This window comes from Streptomyces sp. NPDC005435, from assembly GCF_040703155.1.
GTDB lineage: Bacteria > Actinomycetota > Actinomycetes > Streptomycetales > Streptomycetaceae > Streptomyces.
Window position 1 is genome coordinate 1 of sequence record NZ_JBEXEQ010000021.1, and the last position, 26,203, is coordinate 26,203.

The 26,203-nt window shown below is 72.8% G+C and carries 18 protein-coding genes; 11 read left to right on the plus strand and 7 right to left on the minus strand.

Translation table 11 applies throughout. The features are described from left to right. The first annotated feature begins 612 nt into the window (after nucleotides 1–612). The 4 genes from AB0898_RS24790 to AB0898_RS24805 all read left to right on the plus strand — a co-directional run bounded on the left by AB0898_RS24790 (nucleotide 613) and on the right by AB0898_RS24805 (nucleotide 3,493). Nucleotides 613–1,089: a hypothetical protein gene (locus tag AB0898_RS24790; protein ID WP_366805280.1), complete on the plus strand. Its 477-nt coding sequence runs from the start codon at nucleotides 613–615 to the stop codon at nucleotides 1,087–1,089. A gap of 129 nt (nucleotides 1,090–1,218) precedes the next feature. Further along, nucleotides 1,219–1,845, plus strand: coding sequence for a class F sortase (locus AB0898_RS24795; protein ID WP_366805166.1), 627 nt, complete (start codon nucleotides 1,219–1,221; stop codon nucleotides 1,843–1,845). A gap of 121 nt (nucleotides 1,846–1,966) precedes the next feature. Further along, nucleotides 1,967–2,905: a hypothetical protein gene (locus AB0898_RS24800; protein ID WP_366805167.1), complete on the plus strand. Its 939-nt coding sequence runs from the start codon at nucleotides 1,967–1,969 to the stop codon at nucleotides 2,903–2,905. A gap of 39 nt (nucleotides 2,906–2,944) precedes the next feature. After that, the gene (locus AB0898_RS24805) at nucleotides 2,945–3,493 is read left to right on the plus strand and encodes a hypothetical protein (RefSeq protein WP_366805168.1); all 549 of its coding nucleotides are present in this window, start codon (nucleotides 2,945–2,947) and stop codon (nucleotides 3,491–3,493) included. Nucleotides 3,494–3,660: 167 nt separating this feature from the next. Here AB0898_RS24805 and ppdK read toward each other — a convergent pair whose 3' ends face one another. Both ppdK and AB0898_RS24815 read right to left on the minus strand, forming a co-directional pair. After that, nucleotides 3,661–6,381: a pyruvate, phosphate dikinase gene (ppdK, locus tag AB0898_RS24810; RefSeq protein WP_366805170.1), complete on the minus strand. Its 2,721-nt coding sequence runs from the start codon at nucleotides 6,379–6,381 to the stop codon at nucleotides 3,661–3,663. A 2,333-nt stretch (nucleotides 6,382–8,714) separates the two neighbouring features. Then, a complete protein-coding gene (locus tag AB0898_RS24815; RefSeq protein WP_366805171.1) occupies nucleotides 8,715–9,944 on the minus strand; it encodes an ROK family protein in 1,230 nt (409 codons plus the stop codon). A gap of 120 nt (nucleotides 9,945–10,064) precedes the next feature. Here AB0898_RS24815 and AB0898_RS24820 point away from each other — a divergent pair, with 120 nt between their 5' ends. The 3 genes from AB0898_RS24820 to AB0898_RS24830 all read left to right on the plus strand — a co-directional run bounded on the left by AB0898_RS24820 (nucleotide 10,065) and on the right by AB0898_RS24830 (nucleotide 16,763). Further along, nucleotides 10,065–11,513: an MGH1-like glycoside hydrolase domain-containing protein gene (locus tag AB0898_RS24820; protein ID WP_366805172.1), complete on the plus strand. Its 1,449-nt coding sequence runs from the start codon at nucleotides 10,065–10,067 to the stop codon at nucleotides 11,511–11,513. After that, nucleotides 11,510–13,447, plus strand: a complete 1,938-nt coding sequence (locus AB0898_RS24825; protein WP_366805173.1) for a glycogen debranching N-terminal domain-containing protein — start codon at nucleotides 11,510–11,512, stop codon at nucleotides 13,445–13,447. Before AB0898_RS24820 ends, AB0898_RS24825 begins: the two co-directional genes overlap by 4 nt. 892 nt (nucleotides 13,448–14,339) lie before the next feature. Then, nucleotides 14,340–16,763, plus strand: a complete 2,424-nt coding sequence (locus AB0898_RS24830) for a CDP-alcohol phosphatidyltransferase (RefSeq protein WP_366805174.1) — start codon at nucleotides 14,340–14,342, stop codon at nucleotides 16,761–16,763. 100 nt (nucleotides 16,764–16,863) lie between these two features. On the opposite strand, the gene dusB is transcribed toward AB0898_RS24830, so the two are convergent. After that, the gene (dusB, locus tag AB0898_RS24835) at nucleotides 16,864–17,997 is read right to left on the minus strand and encodes a tRNA dihydrouridine synthase DusB (protein ID WP_366805175.1); all 1,134 of its coding nucleotides are present in this window, start codon (nucleotides 17,995–17,997) and stop codon (nucleotides 16,864–16,866) included. Between the two features lie 183 nt (nucleotides 17,998–18,180). On the opposite strand from dusB, the gene AB0898_RS24840 reads away from it, so the two are divergent. Further along, nucleotides 18,181–19,629 (plus strand): MFS transporter, encoded by a 1,449-nt coding sequence (locus AB0898_RS24840; RefSeq protein WP_366805176.1) that lies wholly within the window; start codon nucleotides 18,181–18,183, stop codon nucleotides 19,627–19,629. Between the two features lie 25 nt (nucleotides 19,630–19,654). On the opposite strand, the gene AB0898_RS24845 is transcribed toward AB0898_RS24840, so the two are convergent. Then, entirely contained in the window at nucleotides 19,655–20,230 is a 576-nt protein-coding gene (locus tag AB0898_RS24845; RefSeq protein ID WP_366805177.1) for a hypothetical protein, read from the minus strand. Further along, nucleotides 20,215–21,090: a helix-turn-helix transcriptional regulator gene (locus AB0898_RS24850; protein WP_366805178.1), complete on the minus strand. Its 876-nt coding sequence runs from the start codon at nucleotides 21,088–21,090 to the stop codon at nucleotides 20,215–20,217. The genes AB0898_RS24845 and AB0898_RS24850 overlap by 16 nt, the downstream gene beginning before the upstream one ends. Before the next feature lie 178 nt (nucleotides 21,091–21,268). Here AB0898_RS24850 and AB0898_RS24855 point away from each other — a divergent pair, with 178 nt between their 5' ends. From AB0898_RS24855 to AB0898_RS24865, 3 genes are all read left to right on the plus strand, one after another. Next, nucleotides 21,269–22,699 carry an MFS transporter gene (locus AB0898_RS24855; protein WP_366805179.1) on the plus strand — a complete coding sequence of 477 codons (1,431 nt, stop codon included), beginning with the start codon at nucleotides 21,269–21,271 and terminating at the stop codon, nucleotides 22,697–22,699. 160 nt (nucleotides 22,700–22,859) lie between these two features. Continuing rightward, nucleotides 22,860–23,087: a hypothetical protein gene (locus AB0898_RS24860; protein ID WP_366805180.1), complete on the plus strand. Its 228-nt coding sequence runs from the start codon at nucleotides 22,860–22,862 to the stop codon at nucleotides 23,085–23,087. 82 nt (nucleotides 23,088–23,169) lie between these two features. Continuing rightward, nucleotides 23,170–24,309, plus strand: a complete 1,140-nt coding sequence (locus tag AB0898_RS24865; RefSeq protein WP_366805181.1) for a serine hydrolase domain-containing protein — start codon at nucleotides 23,170–23,172, stop codon at nucleotides 24,307–24,309. A gap of 53 nt (nucleotides 24,310–24,362) precedes the next feature. On the opposite strand, the gene AB0898_RS24870 is transcribed toward AB0898_RS24865, so the two are convergent. Together AB0898_RS24870 and AB0898_RS24875 are read right to left on the minus strand one after the other, a co-directional pair. After that, the gene (locus AB0898_RS24870; RefSeq protein ID WP_366805182.1) at nucleotides 24,363–24,953 is read right to left on the minus strand and encodes a TetR family transcriptional regulator; all 591 of its coding nucleotides are present in this window, start codon (nucleotides 24,951–24,953) and stop codon (nucleotides 24,363–24,365) included. Between the two features lie 113 nt (nucleotides 24,954–25,066). Continuing rightward, a complete protein-coding gene (locus AB0898_RS24875; RefSeq protein ID WP_366805183.1) occupies nucleotides 25,067–26,077 on the minus strand; it encodes an aldo/keto reductase in 1,011 nt (336 codons plus the stop codon). Nucleotides 26,078–26,203 lie beyond the last annotated feature (126 nt).

Consider the following 26,203-nt stretch of genomic DNA (forward strand, 5'->3'; position numbering starts at 1 on the left):
GGGAGCGGCGTCTGGTGCCGTGCGTCGCAAGGCGGAGGAGGGAGTCGATGCGGAGCATCGGCGACCGACGACAACGCGGCGAGGTGCGGTGCCAGACGCCGTGAGCCCGGCCTGATCGACGAGACACCCCCTAGGGGCGCTCCCGTTCCCCTCCGGGCGGCCCTCCATTCGTGTGCTCTTCCTCTGTCGCCCCGTACCCGCCCCTGACCTGCGCCGACGCGCCGCCGCTAGCCCGTGTGGGGGGCGGGGTGCGCCACCCGTTCTCCGCAGTGCGGGCCCGCTCCCGGGAGGCGGAGCGGCCGCGCTGGGCTTTACCTCGGTAGGGCAGGGGCGCTCGCCCCTGGACGAGTCGCGTCGGACAGCGACGAGTCGCGCCGGACAAGCCCTGGGAGCACCGCCATGCGTCGCACCGCCCGTCTGCTGACCGGTACCGCGCTCGCCGTGGCCGCGGCGGGGCTCGCCACGGCGCCGGCGGCCCAGGCGGACGCGGTCCGCGTGGGCGCGGCACATGTGGGCGCGGCACATATGGGCGCGGCACATGTGGACGCGGCGCACGCGGCCCGGCTGCGGCCGGCCGTTGTGGCCGTCTCCGCCATCTCTGCCATCTCTGCCATGTCGGCCATGTCGGCCATGTCGGCCACGTCGGCCACGTCGGCCGGAAGCCTCCAGGTGTACCCGTCCACGACCACGCCCGGCAGCCAGGTCACGGTGAACACGGCCGCCTGCGGCGGGCAGGGCAGCGCGCTCGGCGACGCGGGTGCGGTGGGGGCCGGGACGTTCCCGCTGGCGCCGAGTACGCACGAGGGCGAGGCGATCGGCCAGTTCCGGGTGCCGGAGGGCGCGCAGCCGGGGACGTACGAGATCGTCGCGCGGTGTGCCGAGGGCGACCGGCAGGTGCGGGGCGACCTGAAGGTGGCGCTGAGCGCGGCGGGGCCGCAGACGCAGCCGCGCGGCAGCCTGAAGACCGGGGTCGGCGGGGCACCGGGCCCCGGCCCCTCACAGACCGCGGCGGGAGTGGCGGCGCTGGCCGTCGCCGCCGCGGGCGGTACCTGGCTCCTGCATCGCCGGGCGAGAGGCGACGGGATCTGACGGACACCCTCCGCTGTCCGTCGGCCGGTACCGCACGTCCCGCCCCCTCCGGGTCCGATGCCCCTCGCGGCCCGGAGGGGGACGGGGGCTTGGCCTCGTGGGAAGCGTGTGCACGGGAAGGGGGTTCACATGCGCAGACTGGGTGACGCCGCGATAGCCGCGGTGACGGTGGTGGCGCTGGCTTCCGGTGTCTGGCTGCTGGGCAGCGGCCCGGGCCCGCACGCCCCGCCGCAGCCCTCCGCCGCCGAGGGCCGCCCCGAACCGGGCGCCGAACACAGCGCGGCCCCCGCCCTCGACCCGTCCCCGCCGACCCGCGTCCGTATCCCCGCGATCCACGTGGACGCCCCCCTGATGGGCCTCTCCCTCACCCCCTCCGGCAGCCTCGACGTCCCGCCCCCGGCCGAGAAGAACCTGGCGGGCTGGTACGAGGCCGGCACCGCCCCCGGCTCCACCGGCACCGCCATCGTCGCCGGCCACGTCGACAACACCGAGGGCCCCGCCGTCTTCTACGACCTCGGCGCCCTCAAACGCGGCGCCACGATCGAGATCGACCGCGAGGACGCCACGATCGCCGTCTTCGCGGTCGACGCCGTCGAGGTCTACTCCGCGAAGAACTTCCCCGACGCAAAGGTCTACGGCGCGGCCACACGCCCGGAGCTCCGCGTCATCACCTGCGGCGGCGGCTACTCCAAGTCGACGGGCTACCAGGGGAACGTGGTGGTGTTCGCCCACCTGACGGCAAGCCGCAAGGCCTGAACCCCCGTTCCGGGGGTGCGACGGTGTGTCACACCCCGGCCCACACCTCCACGCGCTCCCCCACCGGCAGGACCTCACTACGCCATGGCTCGTTGACCACGTCGTACGAAAGGGGGAGCTGATGGTCGGCTCGTCGCACGAGGCACTGCACCGGATCTTCCAGAAGGACCCGGCACTGTTGACCCGGGCGCTGCAGCAGGTACTGCACGTGCCGTTTCCCGAGCCACGCGAGATCGCCGCGCTGAACGTGGACCTCACCGAGAGCGAACCGGTCGAGCGGCGCGTGGACACGCTGCTGCGGGCCGAGACGGACGACGGCACGTATCTGCTCGTGGTCGAGTCCCAGGGGAAGGTGGACGAACGCAAACGGGGCAGCTGGCCGTACTACTTGTCATTTCTGTACGAGAAGTACCGTTGCGAGCCGATCCTCATCGTCACCACACAGAGCAGCGCCACCGCGAAGTGGGCGGCACGCCCGATCCGGCTCGGCTTCCCCGGCTGGCACTCGCTGACGGTGCGGCCGCTCGTCCTGGGCCCGGACAACGTTCCCGTCATCGCGGACGAGCGCCAGGCCGAACGGGACGTACCCCTTGCGGTGCTTTCGGCGATGACACACGGGCGCGGCCCCCAGTCCGCCGCCATACTGAAATCCCTGGCATCCGCCCTGCGGACCATCGACCCCGAAAACGCCGCGGTCTTCGTGCAGTTCATCGACTCATGCCTGGCCGACCCCCAGGCGAAGCAGACGTGGAGGGACCTGATGACAGCCATCCAGTACTTCTGGCGCCACCCGCTGGCCGAACAGGTGCGCGAGGAAGGACGCGAGGAGGGGCGTGTCCAGAGCCGGCGCGAGCTGATCCTCCGCGCCCTCGAATGCCGAGCCCTCTCCGTCCCCGACGACATCCGCGACCGGGTCAACTCCTGCGAGGACCCGGACCAGTTGGACACCTGGTTCCAGCGAGCCGTCCACGCGAGGAACGCGGAGGATCTGTTCGTCGAGGAGCGAGTGGGGGACGCAACGGGGCGCCCCTCACCCCAAGGGGTGAACACCCAGACATAAGTCGCCCACCTGGCCCAACCATTTGGTACTACGTTGCCGGTGAGTGTTCTCTTCGCAATCGATCAACCGCAAGGCCCGGCCCGGGATCTCAGCGCGCGTTCGCGCGTCGCCCTCGGCGACCGGCTGTTCCGCGATTTCCCTGACGAACCCGGCAGACGATCCCCCGCCTTCAAGCGGGCAGCCGCCCGCTTGGGGGTGTCGGCTCAAGTGGGGCGGGAGTGCGTCGCGTTGGCGAACTGGCTCAGCGCTCCGATGCGTGACCTCGTCTTCGGCCCGGTCAGCATCTCGTACTCGGTTCTGCGTGAGGCCGCTTTCGACTACTCGCGCTCCGGGATGCCCGGCCATCAGCGATGGGATGCACTGCGGACGATGATCGACTCGGCTCTGGCCGCGAAGCGCACCCGCATCACGGCTGCCGAGTACCGCAAGGCGATCGGCGGCAGACCCATCCCGAATCAGGCCGACGCCATGTCTCCGGAGACGATCGTCCGACAGCTCGCACGCCCCGACGTCTGGTCACTCGTGGTCGACCACATCGCCTCGACACCGGCGAACCGGCGAGACGTGCTCCTGCGGCTGTCCGAGTAAGGACCGCGCGCATACGTACGCGAAGGGGCGGCATCCCCGCACAGGATGCCGCCCCCTCTTTGTGGCGCCGGAGCCCGTCGTCGATCGGTGGTGAGGGTCGGGGACCGACGACGGGGTCCGGGGTTCGGAGGGGGGCGGCGATGGTTGGGGCGCCGCCCCCGGAGGGGTCAGCGGTGGTCGCTGCCCTTGGATTCCGTGGCCGCGCGGCCGGCTTCCAGGCGGGCTACCGGGATGCGGAACGGGGAGCAGGAGACGTAGTCGAGGCCGACCTCGTGGAAGAAGTGGACGGACTCCGGGTCGCCGCCGTGTTCGCCGCAGACGCCGAGTTTCAGGTCGGGGCGGGTTGAACGGCCTGCCTTGGCCGCCGACTTGACCAGGGAACCCACCCCGTCCTTGTCGATCGTCTCGAACGGGGAGACGCCGAAGATGCCCTTCTCCAGGTACGCCGTGAAGAAGGAAGCCTCCACGTCGTCCCGGCTGAAGCCCCACACCGTCTGGGTGAGGTCGTTCGTGCCGAAGGAGAAGAACTCGGCCGCCTCGGCGATCTGGCCGGCGGTCAGCGCGGCGCGAGGAAGCTCGATCATCGTGCCGATCGCCAGCTTCAGCCGCGTACCCGTCGCCGCCTCCACCTCCGCGATGACCTGGTCGGCCTCCTCGCGGACGATCTCCAGCTCCTGGACGGTGCCGACGAGCGGGATCATGATCTCGGCGCGGGGGTCGCCCTTGGCGGACTTGCGCTCGGCGGCGGCCTCCGCGATGGCGCGGACCTGCATGGTGAACAGGCCGGGGATGACCAGACCGAGGCGTACGCCGCGCAGGCCCAGCATCGGGTTCTGCTCGTGGAGGCGATGGACCGCCTGGAGGAGGCGGAGTTCGTTCTCGTGCGGCTCCTGCCGGGACTCGGCGAGGGCCACGCGGACCGACAGCTCGGTGATGTCGGGCAGGAACTCGTGCAGCGGCGGGTCGAGCAGCCGTACCGTCACCGGCAGCCCGTCCATCGCCTCGAACAGCTCGACGAAGTCCCGCTTCTGCAGCGGGAGAAGCTGCTTCAGCGACTCCTCGCGCTCCGTCTCCGTGTCGGCCAGGATCAGCCGCTCGACCAGCTCACGCCGGTCCCCGAGGAACATGTGCTCCGTACGGCACAGCCCGATGCCCTGCGCCCCGAAGCGGCGGGCGCGCAGCGCGTCCTCGGCGTTGTCGGCGTTGGCCCGTACCCGCAGCCGGCGCTTGCGGTCCGCGAAGGCCATCATCCGGTGCACGGCCTCGACCAGTTCGTCGGCGTCGTCGGCACCCGGGTGCATCCGGCCCTCGAAGTACTCCACCACGGGGGACGGGACGACCGGGACCTCACCGAGGTACACCTTGCCGGAGGAGCCGTCGATGGAGATGACGTCGCCCTCCTCCACCACATGCCCGCCGGGTACGGTCATCCGCCGCCGCTTGGTGTCGACCTCCAGCTCCTCCGCGCCGCAGACACAGGTCTTGCCCATGCCGCGCGCGACCACGGCCGCGTGGGAGGTCTTGCCGCCGCGCGAGGTGAGGATGCCCTCGGCGGCGATCATGCCGTCCAGGTCGTCGGGGTTGGTCTCCCGGCGGACCAGGATGACCTTCTCGCCCGAGCGGGACCACTTGACGGCGGTGTACGAGTCGAAGACCGCCTTGCCGACCGCCGCGCCCGGCGAGGCCGCGATGCCCCGCCCGACCTGCTCGGCCTTGGCGTCCTCGTCGAAGCGGGGGAACATCAGCTGGGCGAGCTGGGCGCCGTTGACCCGCTGGAGCGCCTCGGTCTCGTCGATCAGTCCCTGGTCGACCAACTGGGTGGCGATACGGAACGCCGCGCCCGCGGTGCGCTTGCCGACGCGGGTCTGGAGCATCCACAGCTTGCCGCGCTCGATGGTGAACTCGATGTCGCAGAGGTCCAGGTAGTGGTTCTCCAGCGTCTCCATGATCTGCATGAGCTGGTCGTACGACGCCTTGTCGATGTTCTCCAGCTCCGCCAGCGAGACGGTGTTGCGGATGCCCGCGACCACGTCCTCGCCCTGGGCGTTCTGGAGGTAGTCGCCGTAGACGCCCTGCTGGCCCGAGGCGGGGTCGCGGGTGAAGGCGACGCCGGTGCCGGAGTCGGGGCCGAGGTTGCCGAAGACCATGGAGCACACGTTGACGGCGGTGCCGAGGTCGCCCGGGATGCGCTCCTGGCGGCGGTAGAGCTTGGCGCGGTCGCCGTTCCAGGACTCGAAGACGGCCTTGATCGCGAGGTCCATCTGCTCGCGCGGGTCCTGCGGGAAGTCCCGGCCCGCCTCGGTCTTGACGATCTTCTTGAAGGCGGTGACCAGCTTCTTCAGGTCGGCCGCGTCCAGCTCGGTGTCGACCTGGACACCCTTGGCCTCCTTGGCCTGCTCCAGCGCCTCCTCGAAGAGGTCGCCGTCGACGCCGAGGACGGTCTTGCCGAACATCTGGATCAGACGGCGGTACGAGTCCCACGCGAAGCGCTCGTCGCCGGCCTGCTTGGTCAGGCCCTTCACGGACTTGTCCGACAGACCGATGTTCAGGACGGTGTCCATCATGCCGGGCATGGAGAACTTGGCGCCGGAGCGGACGGAGACCAGCAGCGGGTCGTCGGCCTGGCCGAGCTTCTTGCCCATGCGCTGCTCCAGCGCGTCGAGGTGCGCACTCACCTCGTCACGCAGTGCCGCGGGCTCCTCCCCGCTGTCGAGGTAGACCTTGCAGGCCTCGGTGGTGATGGTGAAGCCGGGAGGGACCGGCAGTCCGAGGTTGGTCATCTCGGCGAGGTTGGCGCCCTTGCCCCCGAGCAGGTCCTTGAGGTCCTTGTTGCCCTCGGTGAAGTCGTAGACGAACTTCGCTACGTGAGGCTCTTTGTTTTCCGGCACGGGTCTCGACTCCTTGAGGCCGCGGTGGCTGCCCTGACGGCGAGGAACATACCCAGATCGAAGGCACCTGGGTACGTCCAGTAGTGCGTCATAAGCCTGTAACCAGCCGTCTGCCACAGGATCTAAAGCAAAGGCGGGGCAACGGCACGGCCACTCGTGTTTTCAACTCTTGAACGCAAGCCTCCGTTCGGGCGGGCCGGTGCGCTCGTTTGAGCGAAGTTCGGCGCGTTTGATTTCGATCATTGAACGGCCGAGGGGTGGCACCGAGTGCCACTCCTTGGAGAAGTGCAACCGCCGACAATCCGCTCATCTGAGCGCTGCCCTTATCAAGGGTGGCGAGAATCACGCTGCCACAGGCCCCGGATTTTCACCATGCGGACGGCGACGCGAGCCGGAAACACGGGCGACATGGTGTGGGGGCGCGGTCTTCGGCGCCTTTACGGCAGACGGTCGGTGCCCCTTGCGGGGCGGGCGCCTCCGACCCTCCGGGACGAGCCCCGCGCCCCTTGCGGGAGGCCGGCGGCCCTGGGGTGATCAGCGGGGTGAGGCGAGACGGGGCCCGCGACGCGCCTCCGGGAAGCCCCGGAACTCCCCCCGGAGCAGGGCCGCGCCCCTCGGGAAGCCTTCACCGCTCCCGGCCGGGCCGGCGTCACCCTCCCGGGCGTCCCTCCCGCTGGCCAGGATCAGCGCACCCGGACCGGGATCGGCCTTTGAGTCGGGGCCGCGACCCGCCCCTGGGAGCCCCCGATACTCACCCAGAGCAGGCCAGCACCCTTCGGGGAGTCTTCACCGCTCCCGGCGAGGATCAGCACCCCCGGACCGGGATCAGGCGTCCCCGGGTGACGTCCCTGGGCTGGGGCCCGCGACCCGCCGCGCGGAACCCTCGCACTCCCCGGAGCAGGACCAGCACCCTTCCAGGGCCGGCGTCACCCTCCAGGGCGTCTCTCCCTCGGGCCGGAATCGGCGGCCCCAGGGCTGGGACCCGCGACCCGCCGAGGGACACCTCCGGTACTGCCCGAAACAGGACCAGCACCCTTCAGAGAGCCTTCACCACTCCGGCCAGGGTCGGCATCGCCCTCCAGGCGCCTTCCACCGGACCAGAATCCGCGCCCCGCCCCCTGGGGTACGGCCCGATCGACCTCTTCGTAGTCCCGGCCAATCGCGCGAAGCAGGGCCAGAGCTCCTCGCTCGGGAGGACCTCACCACTCCCCGGGCCGCGCTCGGCGCCCCTTGCGGGAAACCCCGTCGCCCACTCAAGGGCGAACCGCCACCGCCTCTGCGGGACCGGGCCCCGCTTCAGGACCAGCACCCTTCAGGGAGCCGCCACCACTCCCGGCCAGGGCCGCCGTCATCCTCCCGGCCCCCGGCCAGGATCAGCACCTCCGCCTCCTGGGGAACGGCCCGGCGCGGCCCCTTCGCAGTCCCGGCCAATTCACGCGAAGCGGGGCCAGAGCTCCTCGCTCGGGAGGACCTCACCACTCCCCGGGCCGCGCTCGGCGCCCCTTCCGGGAAAACCTCGTCGCCCGCTCAAGGGCGAACCGCCACCGCCTCTGCGGGACCCGGCCCCGCTTCAGGACCAGCACCTTCAGAGAGCCGCCACCACTCCCAGCCAGAGCCGCCGTCATCCTCCCGGCCCCGGGCCAGGATCAGCGCCTCCGCCCCCTGGGGTACGGCCCGGTCGGCCCCTTCGCAGTCCCGACCAATTCGCGCAAAGCAGGGCCAGAGCTCCTCGCTCGGGAGGACCTCACCACCCCCCGGGCCGCGCTCGGCGCCCCTCCGGGAAACCCCATCCCCCACTTAAGTCCGAACCGCCACCATCTCTGCGGGACCGGGCCCCGCTCAGGGCCGGGCACCCTCCCGGGACCCCGCTCCTCGGGGCCAGTTCCACGCTCTGCCGCCAGCCCTCAATCCCCCGCGACCAGCCCCCCACCCTTCCGGGACCCCACTCCACGAGACCAGCTCCGCGCTCTGCCGCCAGCCCTCAATCCCCCACGACCAGCCCCCACCCTTCCGGGACCCCACTCCACGGACCAATCCCGCGCCCTCCCGGGACCGCCCTCCACGCGACCAGGCCCACGCCCTTCCGAGATCCCGCTCCCAGCGACCAGCCCCGCACCCTGCCGCCGGCCCCCAATCCCTGGGGCCAGCCCCGAACCCCACTCGCCGACCCCCACCTTCCCGGAGCCAGCCCCACTCCCCCGGGACCAACCCCGCACCACCCCTCACGAGCCCCCACCCACAAGCGGAGCAGCCCCCTACGCCCACGGGATACGGCGCCCCCCGGCACCTCCAGCCCGCCCGAGCCCCCTACCCGCTCCCCCCGGAACCGCCCCTCACACCCCCAACGCCGCCAACCGCTCCTCCGCCCGCTCCGGCGCGTACAGATGCTCCACCACCAGTGCCCCCGCCCCGATCACCCCCGCCCGCTCCCCCAGTCGCGCGGTGACGACGTCGAGGTGGGCTGTGGAGCGGGGCAGGGCGCGTTGGTAGAGGAGTTCGCGGACGCCGGTCACGAAGGGGGTGCCGGCGAGGTCGCCCGCGATCATCAGGACGCCGGGGTTGAGAAGGGTGACGACGGTGGCCAGGACGTCTCCGACCTGGCGTCCGGCCTCGCGGGCCAGGGCGGCCGCCCGCGGATCGCCCGTCGCGAGCAGCTCCCGTACGTCCGAGCCGGACTCGGCCGGCACCCCCGCCTCCGTCAGCCGCCGGGCCACGGCACCCCCGCTGGCGACGGCGGCGAGGCAGCCGTACGACCCGCACCGGCACAGCGCGTCGGCGCCGACGCGGATGTGCCCGATGTCGCCCGCGCCGCCGTCGATGCCCCGGTAGAGCGCGCCGTCCACGACGACCCCGGCGCCGATGCCGGTGGACACCTTGACCAGGACGAACGCCCCGCAGTCGGGGTGACCCGCGCGCTGCTCGCCGTAGGCCATGAGGTTGGCGTCGTTGTCCACGAGGACCGGGACGGCGGGGGCGCCGGTGTGTTCGGTGAAGGCGCGGGAGAGGCGGCCCCTTATGTCGTAGCCGTCCCAGCCGGTCATCATCGGGGGCTGGATCACGCGGCCGGTCTCGCTGTCCACGGGGCCCGGCACGCCGAGCCCGATGCCGCAGACCTCCTCGGGGCGGTGGCCCGCCTCGGTGAGCAACCGGGCGAACCAGCGCCCGAGTTCGGCGAGGACCGCCTCGGGTCCGTCCTCCACGGCGAGGGTGCCGGAGTGCTCGGCGAGGAGGTCGCCGGTCAGGGTGAGGACGGCGGCGCGGGCGTGCCGGGTGTCCAGGTCGGCGGCGAGGACCACCGCGTGGGAGCCGTCGAACTCCAGGGTGACGGCGGGGCGTCCGCCGAGCGGGGAGTCCACCGGGCCGCCCGCGCCCTCGCGCAGCCAGCCCGCGCGGAAGAGCCGGTCCAGGCGCTGGCCGACGGTCGCGCGGGACAGTCCGGTGACGTGCTGGAGGGCGCCGCGCGTGACCGCGCGCCCGCTGCGCACCAGTTCGAGCAGGTCCCCGGCGCTCGCCTGGGCCGCTCCCCTGCCGGCCTTTCCCGTCCTGCCTGCCTGTCCGGTCATGCACACCCCCTTGTGTTCCTCAAGCTTGCATTACATATTGAGTTTTGCGTGTTAAATAGACGTAACCCTGCGGTAGACACAACCAAACCTGGCCGGCCGGACGTCATCGGGGAGCCCCGAGTGGATCGCACTGCCCAGCTCACTGCCCGTGTCACTGAGCGCGAGATCGCATACGATCCGCCGCCCACGGCGTCACTGCACGTCAGGGCCGCCCACGTATTGCACACGAACTGGACGGGCGCCTCGACGGTCCCCTCGCGGAGCCTGTATCCGCACCAGTGGTCCTGGGACTCGGCGTTCATCGCGATCGGGCTGCGCCATCTCTCGCCGCTGCGGGCCCAGACCGAGCTGGAGACGCTGCTGGCGGCGCAGTGGGCCGACGGGCGCGTGCCGCACATCGTCTTCCACCCCTCCGTGCCGCTCGACGCGTACTTCCCGAGCCCCGATTTCTGGCGCTCCTCGGCCGCCGGACGCGCCGCGGGCGCCCCGCGCACGGTACAGACGTCCGGCATCGTGCAGCCACCCGTGCACGCGCTGGCCGCGTGGCTGGTGCACCGGGCCGACCCGGGCCTGTCGCGGGCGCGCGGCTTCCTCGCCCGCCTCTATCCCCGGCTGGCCGCCTGGCACCGGTATCTGCTGCACCGGCGGGACCTCGGCGGGGGCGGCCTGGTGTCCGTGGTGCACCCCTGGGAGCAGGGCATGGACAACAGCCCTTGCTGGGACGCCCCGTTGGCCCGCGTCTCGCCGGCCCCGGCCCGTTCCTTCCGCCGCGCGGACCTCGCCCACGGCTCACCCGAGGACCGGCCGACGGACCTGGACTACGGGCGGTACGTGCGGCTCGCGGCCGACTACCGGGACGGTGAATACGCCGACGGCGGCGGGGAGTTCGCGGTGGAGGACCCGGCGTTCAACGCGCTCCTCATCGCCTCCGAGCACGCGCTCGCCGAGATCGCGCGGGAGCTGGGCGCGCCCGGCACCGCCCGCCACGCGCGCGCCGAGCGGCTGACATCGGCCCTGGTGGAGCGGCTGTGGGACGCGTCGTACGGCATGTTCCTCTGCCGGGACCTGCGCGGCGGCGGCCCGGTGCGGGAGCGGGGCGTGACGGGCCTCGTCCCGCTGCTGCTGCCGGGGCTGCCCCGCGAGGTGGCCGCGACTCTCGTACGCACCCTGCGCGGGCCCCACTTCGGGCTGGGCTCCGCCACTCAACTCGTGCCCAGTTACGACCTGTTGGGAGAGGCGTTCGACCCGCACCGCTACTGGCGCGGCCCCGCGTGGTTCAACACCGCGTGGCTGGTCGAGCGGGGGCTGCGGGCCCATGGCGAGGGGCGGTTGGCGGACGGGCTGCGTACGGCCTTCCTGCGCACGGCGGATTCCTCGGGCTTCGCGGAGTACGTGGACCCGTACACCGGAGCGGCCTGCGGGGCGCCCGCGTTCGGCTGGACGGCGGCGCTCACCCTCGATCTGCTGCACGGGGAGTCCGGGGTCAACGGGCGTACGGAAAAAGGCGATTCGCACGACACGCTCCTGAGCCACAGCGGCGGCAGGACGGACGAGGGAGGGGACCGATGACGGAGCGGCATCATCTGTTCGTGCGCGGGGCGACGTTCGCCGTCGTGGGCGACGGGGGCGGCATCGGCGGGGTGCGCGGCGGCGGTTCACCGGACGGGGTGTTCGTGCGGGACGCCCGGCATCTCAGCCGCTGGCAGCTCACCGTGGACGGCGCGGTGCCGGAGGTGCTGACGCCGGTCGCGGACGGGGACACGGCGCGGTGTGTCCTGGTGCCGCGCGGGGGCCGGCAGGAGCCGCCGCCGTACACCCTGTGGCGTGAACAGGCCGTCGGGGACCGGGCGTTCGTGGAGTCGCTGAAGGTCACCAGCAATCTCGCGGTGACGGCCACCGTGCGGCTCGCGCTCACCGTGGACGCCGACTTCGCCGACCAGTTCGAGCTGCGCTCGGACCACCGTACGTACGCCAAGACCGGCGCCGTCCGCACCCGCCAAGTCCTGGACGACGGCATCGAGTTCGGCTATCGGCGCGGGGAGTGGCGCTCCTGTACGGCCGTCACCGCCGACCCGGCGCCGGAGGCGGTGGAGGAGACCGGTACGGGGGCGCGGCGGCTGGTGTGGACGCTCGAACTGCCGCCGTACGGCAGCGCGGAGCTGCTGTTGCGGGTGATGGCCCGGCCGCACGGCGACCGGCGCGCGGTGCGGGTGCCGCGCTCGCCTTCGGGGGTGCGGGAACAACTCGCCGATCTCCAGGGGCGGTTCGTGGAGGGCGTGGCCTTCCCGACCGGCTGGCCCGAGCTGGCGGCGGCCTGTGCGCGGGGCCTGGACGACCTGGCCTCGCTCCAGGTTCCGGCGACCGGTCCTGACGGGGAGGAGCTGCGCGTGCCGGCGGGCGGGGCGCCCTGGTTCCTCGCGCTGCTCGGCCGGGACGCGCTGCTGACCGCGCTGTTCGCGCTGCCGTACCGGCCGCAGCTGGCCGCCGCGACCCTGCCCGCCCTCGCCGCCACCCAGGCCACGGGCACCGGCCGTTCCCCGCTCGCCCAGCCCGGCAAGATCGTGCACGAGGTGCGGCACGGCGAGCTGGCCCACTTCGGGCAGGTGCCGTACGGGCGGTACTACGGCTCGGTCGACGCCACCCCGCTCTTCCTCGTCCTGCTCGGCGCGTACGTGGAGCGCACGGGGGACGCGGTGCTCGCCCGGCGCCTGGAGCCGCACGCCCGCGCGGCGATCGGCTGGATGCTGGACCACGGCGGGCTGACCTCGCGCGGCTATCTCGTCTACCGCGCCGACGAGGGCGGCCTCGCCAACCAGAACTGGAAGGACTCCCCCGGCGCGATCTGCTGCGCCGACGGCACGCGGCCGACCGGCGCGGTGATGGCGGCGGGCGCGCAGGGGTACGCCTACGACGCGCTGCGCCGTACCGCGTGGGTGGCGCGGACGGTGTGGGGCGACGGGACGTACGCCGCGCTGCTTGAGCAGGCGGCGGCCGACCTCCGCGACCGTTTCCAGCGGGACTTCTGGATGCGGGAACGGTCCTTCCCCGCGCTCGCGCTGGACGGCGAGGGGCGCCGGATAGACGCGCTCGCCTCCGACGCGGGGCATCTGCTGTGGTCGGGGCTGCTGGACAAGGAGTACGGGGAGATGGTGGGCCGGCGCCTGCTTGAGCCGGACTTCTTCTCCGGCTGGGGCGTCCGCACGCTCGCCTCCGGGCAGGCGGCCTACCACCCGCTCTCCTACCACCGGGGCTCGGTCTGGCCGCACGACAACGCGCTCATCGCCCTCGGCCTCGCGCGCTACGGCCTCCACGACGAGGCCCGCGCGGTCGCGCATGGCCTGGTGGACGCGGCTACGGCGGGCGGGCACCGGCTGCCCGAGGTCCTGGCGGGGTACGACCGCGACACGCACCCGGAGCCGGTACCGTACCCGCACGCCTGCGTACGGGAGTCCCGCTCGGCCGCGGCCCCGCTCGCCCTGCTCACGGCGGTCGGGGGCGCGTGACACCAACCTTGACCGGGCGTTTGCCCGGTATTTGCCGAGCGCCCTGAACGTGGCCCGGCGGCGGGCCGTACGGAAGGGCGGCGGGCCAGGCGGACCGGCCCTGACCGGTCCCGCCCAGCCTCCCCAGCGCGGCCCGCCGCCTCCCCCGCCCCAGCCCGCGCACGGAAGGACCCCCGGGTTGCCTCAGCAGAAGAACACGAGCCATCCACCGAGCACGGCGGGGAAAACCGGGACCCCTGCGGGGGGCATGAACGGGGGGCCCACCCCGACTGCGTCCACCTCGACCGACCACGCGACGCCCACCGCCCCTGCGGGGGGCACGGACGGGGGGCCGACCCCGGCGAAGCCCACCCCGGCCCGCCGCACGACGGCCACCACCCCTGCGGGGAGCACGAACGGGGGGCCCGCCCCGACTGCGTCCACCTCGGCCAGCCGCGCGACGGCCACCGTCCCTGCAGGAGCCCCTGCGGGGGGCACGGATGGGGGGCCGACCCCGGCGAAGCCCACCCCGGCCGACCGCACGACGGCCACCCCTGCGAGGGGCGCGGGCGAGGGATCGGCCCCGGAGGGGACGGCCCCTACCCCTACGGGGAGCACGAACGGAGGGGCGGCCCCGGCGAAGTCCAGCCCGGCCGGCCGCGCGACGGCCACCTCCGTGGAGAACGCGGGCTCCGCCCCGGCGGGGTCCGCTGACGCGGGGGCCGCTTCGAAGAGGTCCGCTTCGGCTGGGAGCGGAGGCGTGGCGGCCGCTCCCTCGGGGGACGCGGACTCCTCCGCCGAGGCGACCCCGGTCAAGGGGGCGGCCGGGAAGCCGCGCCGGAAGGCAAGCGGGGTATCTCCCGCCGGGGGCAGCACGAAGGCCGAACCGGCCACCCCTGCCGGGGAGTCGGGCGTGGGTTCCGCCCCGAACAGCGCCGCCGAGACGACCCCGGCCAAGGGCCCGAACGGGCAGCCGCGCAGTGCCTCTGCCGCCGAGGGCGGCACCAAGACCGCACCGGCCACCCCTGCGGAGGGCGTCGACGGGAAGCCCGCCCCGGCGGAGACCGCCTCGGCCAAGAGCGCTTCCACCGCCCCGGCGCGGGGCGCGAAGGCAGATTCCGCTGAGGACAAGGCTGTTGAGGCGACCCCGGCCAAGAGGCCGGCCGCGAAGCCCCGCCGGAAGACGAGCGGTGACTCCCCCACCGGGGACAGCACGAAGACCGAAGCCGCCGCAGACGAAGGGGCCATCGCGCCTCGCGTGAACGGAAAGTCGCCCCGGGCGGCGAGCGACAACTCCCCCACCGGGGACACCCCGACGACCGAAGCCGCCACCCCCGCCGCAGGCACGGACACGGACACCGCTCAGGACGACACCACCGAAGCAACCCCCACGCCCCGCGCGAACGGAAAGTCGTCCCGGGCGGCGAGCGACAACTCCCCCGGCGGGGACGGCGCGACCGGCCCCTCGCGGGACGCGGACGCCTCGGAGGGGGCGAAGGTCGCCATCGGGGAGATTCCTGAAGGTGCGGCCCCGGGCGGGAGTCCGGCGGCTGTTCAGGACGTGACGGGCTCGGCCTCCGGTGCGGACAAGGCTCCGGGCACCGACGCAGGCGACAGCCCGGCGCAGGACGGCAACCGGACTGCCACCGCTCCCACCAAGTCCCCTTCCTGGTCGGCCCGTTGGCGGGCGAACAACCCCCGTGCCGCCCAGGGGCTCTCCCTCGCGCTCACCGTCGTCGCCGCGATCCTCGTCGTCATGGCGCTCGTGATGCCCAGTAGCGTCGTCGGGATCGGGCCCGCCAAGTTCCTGCGGCTGCCCGGGGAGGCGATCGTCGGGGCCGCGGTGATGCTGGCGCTGCCGCGCCGGCCCAGGGTGATCCTCGCCGCCGTCTCCGGTGTCGTACTCGCCGTGGTGACGGTGCTGAACTGGCTGGACATGGGCTTCCACCAGTACCTGGGCCGGAACTTCAACATGGTCCTGGACTGGACCCTGCTCGGCGACGCGCAGTCGTACCTGGAGGACTCCCTCGGCCGGACGGCGACGCTCGCGGCGACGGCAGGCCTGATCGTCGTCGTGCTGCTGATGTTCGTCGCGCTGGCCCTCTCGGTCGTACGGCTGAGCAACCTCGTGGCCCGGCACCAAAGCACCGCCACCCGCGCCACGTTGATCGCCGGTGTCGCCTGGATCACCTGCTCCTCCCTCGGGTTGGAGATGGGCGGCCTGCCGTTCGCCTCGGACACCACCGCCGTGGTCATGCAGAGCCAGGCCAAGCGGGTGGCCGACAGCCTGCGGGACGAGGCGGAGTTCGGGAAGGTCGCGAAGGTGGACGCCTTCGGCAACACGCCCCCCGCCCAGCTCGTGCCCGACCTGCGCGGCAAGGACATGCTCTTCACGTTCATCGAGAGCTACGGCCGCAGCGCGATCGAGGACCCGATCATGGCGCCCGGCGTGGACAAGACCCTGGACGTGCGCACCAAGGCGCTGGCGAAGGCCGGTTACCACGCCAAGAGCGGCTGGCTGACCTCCGCGACGTACGGCGGCAGCAGCTGGCTCGGCCACTCGACCACCCTGTCCGGCCTGTGGATCAGCAACCAGCAGCGCTACCGCACGGTGATGGCCAGCGACCACCTCAGCCTCACCAAGGTGTTCAAGAAGACCGGCGACTGGGACACCGTCGGCGTCATGCCGGGCGTCCAGAAGGCCTGGCCGGAGCAGAGCTACTACGGCCTCGACAAGGTCTACAACGCCTTCGAACTCGGCTACAAGGGACCGAAGTTCAGCTGGTCCACGATGCCCGACCAGTACGCCCTGGAGCAGTTCCAGAAGCGCGTCCACGGCAAGAAGCGCACCGACGGCAAGTCCCTGATGTCGGAGGTCATCCTGACCTCGAGCCACCAGCCGTGGGCCCCGATCCCGAAGATGGTCGGCTGGGACCAGCTGGGCGACGGCTCGATCTTCAAGGGCATCGAGGCGGCGGGCAACAAGTCGGCGGACGTCATCGCGGACACCACCAAGTCCCGCCAGGAGTACGGCAAGTCGATCCAGTACTCGGTCACCGCGCTCACCGAGTGGCTGACCCGCTACGGCAGCAAGGACACCGTGCTGGTCTTCCTCGGCGACCACCAGCCCATCGCCCGCGTCAGCGGCAACCACGCCAGCCGTGACGTGCCGATCTCCATCGTCGCCAAGGACCCGAAGGTCCTCGACAAGGTCGCGAATTGGGGCTGGTCGGACGGCCTGCGCCCGGCGCACGACGCCCCGGTGTGGAAGATGAGCGCGTTCCGCGACCGCTTCCTGACGGCGTACGGCTCCACCCCGCACCCGAAGAAGGGCTGAGCCCGCCCGAGCCCCCGGACTCGAAGGACATGAAGAAGGGCTGAACCCCCGAGCGGTTCAGCCCTTCTTCGCGTTCCCGAACGGCGTTCCGGGGCTGTGCTCAGCCGCCGGACGTGTCCAGCTCCGCGTCCTCACCGACGCCCGCGCAGTCGTACGGGTCCTTCAGCCAGCCGTCCGGCAGCACCACCCGGTTGTTGCCGGACGTACGCCCGCGCGGGCCGTCCGCTCCGGTGGGCCAGGGCTGGTCGAGGTCCAGCTCGTCGAGCCCGGCGCGCAGCGCCTCCAGCGACGAGGTGATCGCGAGCCGCTTGCGCATCTCGGAGCCGACCGCGAAGCCCTTGAGGTACCAGGCGACGTGCTTGCGGAAGTCGACCACACCCTTGGCCTCGTCGCCGAGCCACTCGCCGAGCAGGGTGGCGTGCCGGACCATGACGTCGGCCACCTCCTTCAGCCCCGGCCGCGCCAGCTCGTCCGTACGCCCCTCGAAGGCGGCGACCAGGTCCGCGAACAGCCACGGCCGGCCGAGGCAGCCGCGTCCGACGACCACGCCGTCGCACCCGGTCTCGCGGACCATGCGCAGCGCGTCCTCGGCGGACCAGATGTCGCCGTTGCCGAGCACCGGGATCTCCGGGACGTGCTCCTTGAGCCGGGCGATGGCCTCCCAGTCGGCGGTGCCGCCGTAGTGCTGGGCGGTGGTGCGGCCGTGCAGCGCGATGGCGGTGACGCCCTCCTCGACGGCGATGCGGCCGGCGTCGAGGTAGGTGATGTGGTCGTCGTCGATGCCCTTGCGCATCTTCATGGTGACCGGCAGGTCACCGGCGCCGGAGACGGCCTCGCGCAGGATGGCGCGCAGCAGGTTCCGCTTGTACGGCAGCGCCGAGCCGCCGCCCTTGCGGGTGACCTTGGGGACCGGGCAGCCGAAGTTCAGGTCGATGTGGTCGGCCAGGCCCTCCTCCGCGATCATGCGGACGGCCTTGCCGACGGTGGCCGGGTCGACGCCGTACAGCTGGATCGAGCGCGGCTTCTCGCTCGCGTCGAACCTGATCAGCTGCATGGTCTTGTCGTTGCGCTCGACCAGCGCCCGGGTGGTGATCATCTCGCTGACGAACAGCCCCTTGCCCCCGCTGAACTCCCGGCACAGGGTGCGGAAGGGCGCGTTGGTGATCCCCGCCATGGGTGCGAGCACGACGGGCGGCGCCACGGCGTGCGGGCCGATGGAGAGGGGCTGGTTCATCAGGGGCTCCGGGTCGGATGGGGGGCGTACGGCGGTGGCCGTGCCGGTCGTGCGGCGGTGGCCGGTGGGGCGTGGGCCGTCGTCCATTGTCCCCCATGTCCCTCGCGTGCCCGCCCTTTCGCCGATATCCGTGCATTGGTAATTAGTTAGCCGCACTATTGAAATGGGCGTACGATGGAGCCCATGCCCGAGCTCAGCCACCGGCGGCGGCTGCTCGTGCTCGCGATCTGCTGCATGAGCCTGCTGATCGTGAGCCTCGACAACACCGCCCTGAATGTCGCGCTCCCCTCGATGCAGCGCGAACTGCACGCGACCACCTCCGGCCTCCAGTGGACGATCGACGCCTACACCCTGGCGCTCGCCTCGCTGCTGATGCTCGCGGGCTCGACCGCCGACCGGATCGGCCGCAAACGGGTCTTCCTGACCGGCCTGACGGTCTTCACCGTCGGCTCCCTGCTCTGCTCACTGGCGCCGAATCTCGAACTGCTCGTCGTCTTCCGCATGATCCAGGCGGTGGGCGGCTCGATGCTCAACCCGGTCGCGATGTCGATCATCACCAACACCTTCACCGACCCGCGCGAGCGGGCGCGGGCCATCGGCGCGTGGGGCGCGGTGGTCGGCATCTCCATGGCGGCGGGCCCGCTGGTCGGCGGGCTGCTGGTGGAGTCGGTCGGCTGGCGCTCCATCTTCTGGGTCAACCTGCCGGTGGGCGCGGCGGCCCTGCTCCTCACGCTCCGCTTCGTCCCCGAGTCCCGCGCGCCGAAGCCGCGCCGCGTGGACCCGGTCGGCCAGCTCCTGGTGATCGTCCTGTTCGGCTCGCTGACGTACGCGATCATCGAGGCGCCGGACGCGGGCGCGGCGACGGTACTGCCCTTCGGCGCGGTGGCGCTGGCCGCGCTGCTCACCCTGCTCCGCTACGAGCCCCGCCGCGCGGAACCCCTGATCGACCTGCGCTTCTTCCGCTCGGCGCCCTTCAGCGGGGCGACGGTGATAGCGGTGAGCGGTTTCGCGGCGCTGGGCGGCTTCCTGTTCCTCTCGACGCTGTACCTCCAGAACGTACGCGGTCTGGACGCGCTCCACGCGGGCCTGTGGATGCTCCCGATGGCAGTCCCGACCCTCCTGTGCGCCCCGCTCTCCGGCCGGCTGGTCGGCAGCCGGGGTCCCCGCATCCCGCTCCTGCTGGCAGGCGCCGCGATGACCCTGAGCGGTGTCCTCTTCGCCGCCTTCGAGGCGGAGACCTCCAACCTCACGCTCCTCGCCGGCTACGTCCTCTTCGGCATCGGCTTCGGCTTCGTCAACGCCCCGATCACCAACACGGCGGTCTCCGGCATGCCGCGCGCCCAGGCGGGCGTGGCTGCGGCGGTGGCCTCCACCAGCCGCCAGCTCGGCCAGACCCTGGGCGTCGCGGTGGTCGGCGCGGTCCTGGCCTCCGGCATCGGCGACTCCCCGTACCGCGACACCTTCGTCTCCGCCGCCCGCCCCGGCTGGTGGATCCTGACGGCCTGCGGCGCGACGGTCCTGGTCCTCGGCTACGTCACGAGCGGCCGCTGGGCCCGGGGTACGGCCACGCGCACGGCGGAGCGGCTGGAGGCGCCGGAGGTACGGGAGACGGTGGGGGCGGGGCGGGCCTGATCCGGGCGCCCGTACGCGGGGCCGCCTACTCGTGCAGGTCCGCCAGGGAGGCTTCGATCAGGTCCGTGATCCGCGCGCAGGACCGCAGTGCGAGGGCCTCCCGGAGGACGCCGGAGACGCGGTCCCTGACGGACGCGTCGTACACCCCGCACATGAGCAGCACGTCCACGCAGCTCGGATTCCCGTGCGCCTTCAGGTCGGCGGCGAACAGCCCGAGCCGGTCCGTCATCCGCCGCACGCACTCCCGTACCGACACCGGGCCCACCAGGCCGGTGTCCACGTGATCGTCGTGGCCGCCGGCGATGGTGGCGAGGAGGTCGGTCATGCGCCTGTGTCCCTCCGCCCCGGCACTCTCCAGCCCCGCGATCAGGCACGAGGTCAGCGGCAGGGCGCACTCCGAGAGGCGGCCCTGTACGAGCGCGATGCTGTCGATCTCCGACCAGGCGGCGTCCGCCTCCCGCGCCGACTCGGCCGAGGCGAGCCGCTCGACGGCTTCCGGCAGGCGCTCCGCCCCGCCGAGGAACGAGCGGTGAGCGGACCAGTCGTACCGCTCCAGCTCCGCGGCCAGCAGGGGGTCCCGCCCGTTCACCCCGCCGCGCACGCCAGCTCGTAAAGCCGCTCCAGCCGCACCCGCGTCTCCTCGTTCTTCGGGGTGTAGATCACCATCCGGGGACCCGGGTCGGGGCTGAGCCAGAGGTCGGTGTGTTCCAGCGTCAGGTGACCCACGTACCGGTTGAGGAATTCCTTCGTCTTGGAGCGGTTGCCGACGACCTCGTACCGCTCCCAGTTCTCGCGGAACTCGGGGATGGTCTGGAGGCGCTTCAGCAGGACCTTCCAGGCCGGTTCGCCGAGGTGGCCGGCGAGGGAGGCGCGGAGGCGGGCGGCCATCAGGCGGAGGGCGTCGTCGAGGTGGACGATCGAGGAGCGCCAGTCGGGGTGGGTGTAGGCGAGGAGCACGCAGTTGCGGTCCTCCGGCGGGACGGCGTCCAGGTCGCACAGCAGCCGGGCGTACGCGCGGTTGTAGGCCAGGATGTCGTAGCGGCTGTTCTGCACGGCGGCGGGGTACGGATCCATCTGGCGCAGCGCGTCCCGCAGGGCCGGGGTGAGGCTCGGGCAGCTCGCGGCGGGCGTGGGGTCGGTGGCCCCGGCCAGCTGGAAGAGGTGGGCCCGTTCGCTGGGGTCGAGCAGCAGGGTACGGGCGAGGGCGTCGAGGACCTGGACCGAGACCTGGATGTTGCGGGCCTGCTCCAGCCACGTGTACCAGGTGACGCCCACCGCGGAGAGGTGCGCGACCTCCTCCCGGCGCAGTCCCGGCGTACGGCGCCGGGCTCCCCGGGGCAGCCCCACCTGCTCGGGCGAGATGCGCTCACGGCGGCTGCGCAGGAACGTGGCCAGCTCATGGCGCCGGATCTCCGCGCTCTGGGTCACGGGGGCGGTGATGTCCTGGGCCATGGTCGACATGGTTCCAGAATGCGCCCGCGCCCACCCCGTTTCCAGGTACTTCTGCCACCAGGATGAGCGGGAATCAGTACCAGGTCGACGGATCTGCCGGGCCGGACGGAGGGGATGGGCGGGTAGTTCCGGTACCAGGATGAGAACACTCTGGTACCCGTCTACGCCACGGCGCAGGCTCGGGGACATGACCGAGACCCTCACCGGCGCGCCCACCGTGCGCGCCCCGGCGGCGGCACCCACCCTCACCGGGCCGGGCCTGCTGACCGTCCTGCTGGCCGCGGCACTCCCGCTGGTCGACTTCTTCATCGTCAACGTCGCCCTGCCCGCCATCGGCGCCGACCTCCACGCGAGCGAGGCCGTCCTTGAGCTGGTCGTGGCCGGGTACGGCGTCACCTACGCCGTCCTGCTCGTCCTCGGCGGCCGGCTCGGCGACCTCTTCGGCCGGCGGCGGCTGTTCCTCGCCGGAATGGCCGCCTTCGGCCTGACCTCGCTGGCGTGCGGACTCGCGCCGGGCGCGTGGAGCCTGGTCGCGGCGCGGGCCGCGCAGGGCGCGGCGGCCGCGATGATGCTCCCGCAGGTGCTCGCCACCATCCAGGCCACGACGGCCGGCGGCCGCCGCGCCCGCGCGATGAGCCTGTACGGCGCGACGGCGGGGCTCTCCATGGTGATCGGGCAGATTCTGGGCGGCGTCCTGGTGGCCGCCGACATCGCCGGCACCGGCTGGCGGTCGATCTTCCTCGTCAACGTGCCCGTGGTCGTCCTCGGTCTGGTGCTCGCCGTCCGCCGCGTCCCCGACACCCGCTCCCGGCACCCCGAACCGGTGGACGTGCCCGGCACCGTCCTGCTCGCCGTCGCCCTCCTCGCGCTGCTCGCCCCGCTGACCGAGGGCCGCGCGACCGGCTGGCCGCTGTGGACCTGGCTGTCGCTGGCCGCCTGCCCGGTCGCGGCCTGGGCGTTCTACGCCGTCGAGCGCCGCGCGGACCGGCGGGGGCAGACCCCGCTGCTGCCGCCGAGCCTGTTCGCGGCGCCGTCGCTGCGGCGCGGGCTGCTGATCATCGTGCCGTTCTCGCTGGGCTTCAGCGGGTTCATGTTCGTGATCGCGCTGAGCCTCCAGCAGGGGGCGGGGCTCGGGCCGGTGGCGGCGGGGCTGGCGCTCGCGCCGATGGCGGTGGCGTTCCTGCTCGTCTCGCTGGCCGGGCCGCGGCTGATCGCCCGCTTCGGCACGCGGGTGGTCGCGACCGGGTCCGTGCTGCAGGGCCTCGGCATCCTGCTCATCGCGCTGGCCGTGTGGGGCGACTGGCCGCACTTGGGCCTCGGCACACTACTGCCGGGCGCGGCCGTCGCCGGAGCCGGACAGGCGCTCCAGCTGCCGAACCTGATGCGCATCGTCCTCGCGGAGGTACCGTCCGCCCGCGCCGGCGTGGGCGGCGGTGTCCTGACGACCACCCAGCAGGCGTCCCTCGCCCTCGGCGTGGCCACCCTGGGCGCGCTGTTCCTGAGCCTGATCCCCCGGCTGGGGATGCGCGACGCCCTGCTCGCCGCGCTCGCCACCCAGCTGGGCGCCATCCTCGTCACGGGGCTGCTGAGCCTGCGGCTGCCGAGGGAGGTGGGGTGAGAGGCCACAGGTGAACGGACACAGGCGAGGGGGCATATACGGGGCCCCTATGTGGGCCCGCCACATGTCCGCGCTGTGGGCCCCACATGTCCGCCCGGTGTAACGGGCCTCACCCCCTGTTCCCGCCCACGCCCCGCCTCCCGTGCTGCACACTCCCGCCATGGAGAGCAGGGGTACGGGAAGTGTGCGGCGATGGGACCGGCACGGGCGCGTGCACGAGGTGGGGGTACGGCAGAGCGGGCTCTCGCGGGTGATCAGCTGCGGGACCTGCGGCTGGCGGGAGGGGACGCGGTTCCTGCCGTGGGGCCGGGCCGGGGAGCACCTGGAGAAGGCCGCGGCGCATCTCGCCGAGGCCCATCAGGCGACCGTCGACCCCGCGCGGCGATGATTCGGCGCGGCCGTGGGAGTCGTACACCCTGACGGCCCGCGACCCGCGACCCGCGACCCGCGCCGACCGGAAGGCGACCCCCATGACCGCACCGCACGACACCCTGCGCCGTTACGTCGACGACGGCCGCCTCCCCGGCGCGGTCGCGCTGGTCGCACGCGGGGACGAGGTCGAGGTGGTGACCGTCGGGCACGCGGACGGGGGCCGGAAGGTGCCGATGGCCCGTGACTCGCTGTTCCGGATCGCCTCCGTCAGCAAGCCCCTCACCGCCGCCGCGCTGATGATGCTGGTCGAGGACGGCCGGGTCGCGCTGGAGGACCCGGTGGAACAGTGGCTGCCGGAACTGGCCGCGCCGCTGATGGTGCGGACGCCGGAGAGCCCGGTGGACGACGTGGTCCCGGCCGAACGGTCCATCACCGTGGAGGATCTGCTCAGCTCCCGTCCCGGCTGGGGCTTCCCCGCCGACTTCTCGCTGCCCGCGGTCACCGCGCTGTTCGCCGTGCAGAACGGCCGCTTCCCGCACACCTACCCGCCCCTGGACACCTGGCTCGCCGAACTCGCCAAGGTGCCAATGCTGAGCCGGCCCGGCGAGACCTGGCTCTACAACACCGCCTCCGACCTCCAGGGCGCCCTGATCGCGCGGGCCTCCGGCAGCACGCTCCCGGACTTCATGGCCGAGCGGCTCTTCGGGCCCCTCGGCATGAAGGACACCGGGTTCCGCGTGCCCGAACGGGACTGGGGGCGGCTCGCCTCGGCCTTCCGCCCGGGTGAGGACGGCACCGCCGAGTTCGACGACGACCGCGTGGACGACTGGCGCCGGATGCCCGACTTCCCCTCCGGCGCCGGCGGTCTGGTCTCCACCGCCGACGACTGGCTGGCCTTCGCCCGCATGCTCCTCGCACGCGGCGAGAGCCCCGAGGGCCGCCGCGTGCTCTCCCCGGACTCCGTGACCCGGATGACCACCGACCGCCTCACCCCGGCCCAGCGTGAGGCCAGCCCCCTCTTCCTGGAGGGCCAGGGCTGGGGCTACGGCGGCTCGGTGGACGTCGCCCGCACCGACCCCTGGACCGTCCCCGGCCGCTACGGCTGGGTCGGCGGCACCGGCACCGCGGCCCACCTGGTCCCGGCCACCGGCAAGGTCACCGTCCTGCTCACCCCAGTCGTCATGACCGGCCCCACCCCACCGGAGGCGATGCGCGACTTCTGGCGGGTCACGGCCTGACCGGCGACCCAGCCCCGCAGCGACCGCACCGCACCCGCGCAGCGGCCCGCGGCCTACTCGGGCGCCCGCAACCCCCGTATCAGCAGCCCCACCACCGCTTCGAAGTCCGTCTCGATCTCCGGCCGCTGCCACTCGCGCGCGTGGCAGGGGTCGTGGAAGCGGGCCGTGGCCTGGAAGACGGCGCGGGCCTCGGCGGAGGGGTCGGCCGGGCGGAAGGCGCCCGCGTCGACGCCGGCCTCGATGATGGCGGTGAGCTGGGTGGTGAGGTCGGTGATGTGCTCGCCGACCGTGGCGCCGCTCTCGTCGGCGAGGACGCTGTAGGTGGCGAACAGTTCGGGGTCGTCGCCCGCCTTGTGCCGCTTGGCCTCGAACAGGGCGGACAGCCAGTCGCGCAGCCGCTCCTCGGCAGGGCCGGGTGCTCCGGCGATGCCGGCCAGCGTGAGCGAGGTCCGGTCCAGCCAGCGCTTGGTCACCGCTTCGCGCAGTGCCGCCTTGGTGCGGAAGTGGCGGTAGACGCTGCCGTGGCTGACACCGAGCGCGCGGGCCACGTCGACCACGGTGGCCTTGGCCGGGCCGTGGCGGCGCAGCACCTCCTCGGTCGCTTCGAGGATGCGCTCGGCGGTCAGGGTCTCGGTCGCTGCCATGTCCTAGACCGTACCTGGCGGGAAGGCGGCCGTGACCGGCGCAGACGGCTCCTTTCGCCGGACACCGCGCCTGTCACCTCGCCAGTCGCCGCGCCGGACACCGCGGCCCCGGCTCACCGCTCGCTGTCGAGCATCGCCATCTGGGCCGGGGCATACCGCTCCCCCGCCGCCGCGTCCGCCGGCACGGCCTCCTCGATGGCCGCGAGGTCGGCCGCGTCCAGGGTCACGTCGAGCGCGCCCAGCGCCTCCGACAGCCGCTCACGGGTGCGGGCGCCGACCAGCGGCACGATGTCGTCGCCCCGGGAGAGCACCCAGGCGATGGCGATCTGGGCGACGCTCGCGCCCTTCTGCTCCGCGATCTTGCGCAGGGCATCGACCAGGGTCAGGTTGTGCTGGAAGTTCTCGCCCTGGAAGCGGGGGGAGAAGGCGCGGAAGTCGTTGGCCGCGAAGCCGCGGTCGGCGGTGATGTGGTTGGAGAGCAGTCCGCGCGACAGGACGCCGTACGCCGTGACGCCGATGCCCAGCTCACGCAGGGTGGGCAGGATCTCGCGCTCGGGGCCCCGGGAGATCAGCGCGTACTCGATCTGGAGGTCGCTGATGGGGGCCGTCGCCGCCGCCCGGCGGATGGTGTCGGGGCCGACCTCGCTGAGGCCGATGTGCCTGACCCAGCCCTTCTCGACCAGTTCCGCGACGGCGCCGACCGTCTCCTCGATCGGCACGTCCGGGTCGAGGCGGGAGGGGCGGTAGATGTCGATGTGGTCCACGCCGAGGCGCTGGAGGGAGTAGGCGGCGAAGGTCTTCACCGCGGCGGGGCGGCCGTCGAAGCCCAGCCAGGCGCCGTCCGGGTCGCGCAGGGCGCCGAACTTCACGCTCAGCACCGCGTTGTCCCGCAGGTGGGCCGGGGCGGTGCGCAGGGCCTCGCCGACCAGGAGTTCGTTGTGCCCCATGCCGTAGAAGTCGCCGGTGTCGAGGAGGGTGACGCCCTCCTCCAGCGCGGCGTGCACGGTGGCGATGGCCTCCGGGCGGTCGGCCTCGCCGTACATACCGGACATGCCCATGCAGCCGAGGCCGAGGGCGGAGACCTGAGGGCCGGTGGTTCCGAGATTTCGCGTGGGGATCGTCATGCGTCCAGCCTGGCACGACGGCTGACAGAATTCAATATCTGTCATCTGTTATTTGTCAGCGGATCGTGGGTAGAAGCCCCTCGGACACCGGAAGCGGGCACGAAAAAGCCCACCCTCCGGCCCGGA

Bases quoted from the DNA above. Each gene is read 5' to 3' on its own strand.
- AB0898_RS24790 (WP_366805280.1), top strand. From the start codon at position 613: ATGTCGGCCATGTCGGCCATGTCGGCCACGTCGGCCACGTCGGCCGGA.
- AB0898_RS24795 (WP_366805166.1), top strand. From the start codon at position 1,219: ATGCGCAGACTGGGTGACGCCGCGATAGCCGCGGTGACGGTGGTGGCG.
- AB0898_RS24800 (WP_366805167.1), top strand. From the start codon at position 1,967: ATGGTCGGCTCGTCGCACGAGGCACTGCACCGGATCTTCCAGAAGGAC.
- AB0898_RS24815 (WP_366805171.1), bottom strand. From the start codon at position 9,944: ATGACCGGACAGGCAGGCAGGACGGGAAAGGCCGGCAGGGGAGCGGCC.
- AB0898_RS24825 (WP_366805173.1), top strand. From the start codon at position 11,510: ATGACGGAGCGGCATCATCTGTTCGTGCGCGGGGCGACGTTCGCCGTC.
- dusB (WP_366805175.1), bottom strand. From the start codon at position 17,997: ATGAACCAGCCCCTCTCCATCGGCCCGCACGCCGTGGCGCCGCCCGTC.
- AB0898_RS24840 (WP_366805176.1), top strand. From the start codon at position 18,181: ATGCCCGAGCTCAGCCACCGGCGGCGGCTGCTCGTGCTCGCGATCTGC.
- AB0898_RS24850 (WP_366805178.1), bottom strand. From the start codon at position 21,090: ATGTCGACCATGGCCCAGGACATCACCGCCCCCGTGACCCAGAGCGCG.
- AB0898_RS24855 (WP_366805179.1), top strand. From the start codon at position 21,269: ATGACCGAGACCCTCACCGGCGCGCCCACCGTGCGCGCCCCGGCGGCG.
- AB0898_RS24860 (WP_366805180.1), top strand. From the start codon at position 22,860: ATGGAGAGCAGGGGTACGGGAAGTGTGCGGCGATGGGACCGGCACGGG.
- AB0898_RS24865 (WP_366805181.1), top strand. From the start codon at position 23,170: ATGACCGCACCGCACGACACCCTGCGCCGTTACGTCGACGACGGCCGC.
- AB0898_RS24870 (WP_366805182.1), bottom strand. From the start codon at position 24,953: ATGGCAGCGACCGAGACCCTGACCGCCGAGCGCATCCTCGAAGCGACC.
- AB0898_RS24875 (WP_366805183.1), bottom strand. From the start codon at position 26,077: ATGACGATCCCCACGCGAAATCTCGGAACCACCGGCCCTCAGGTCTCC.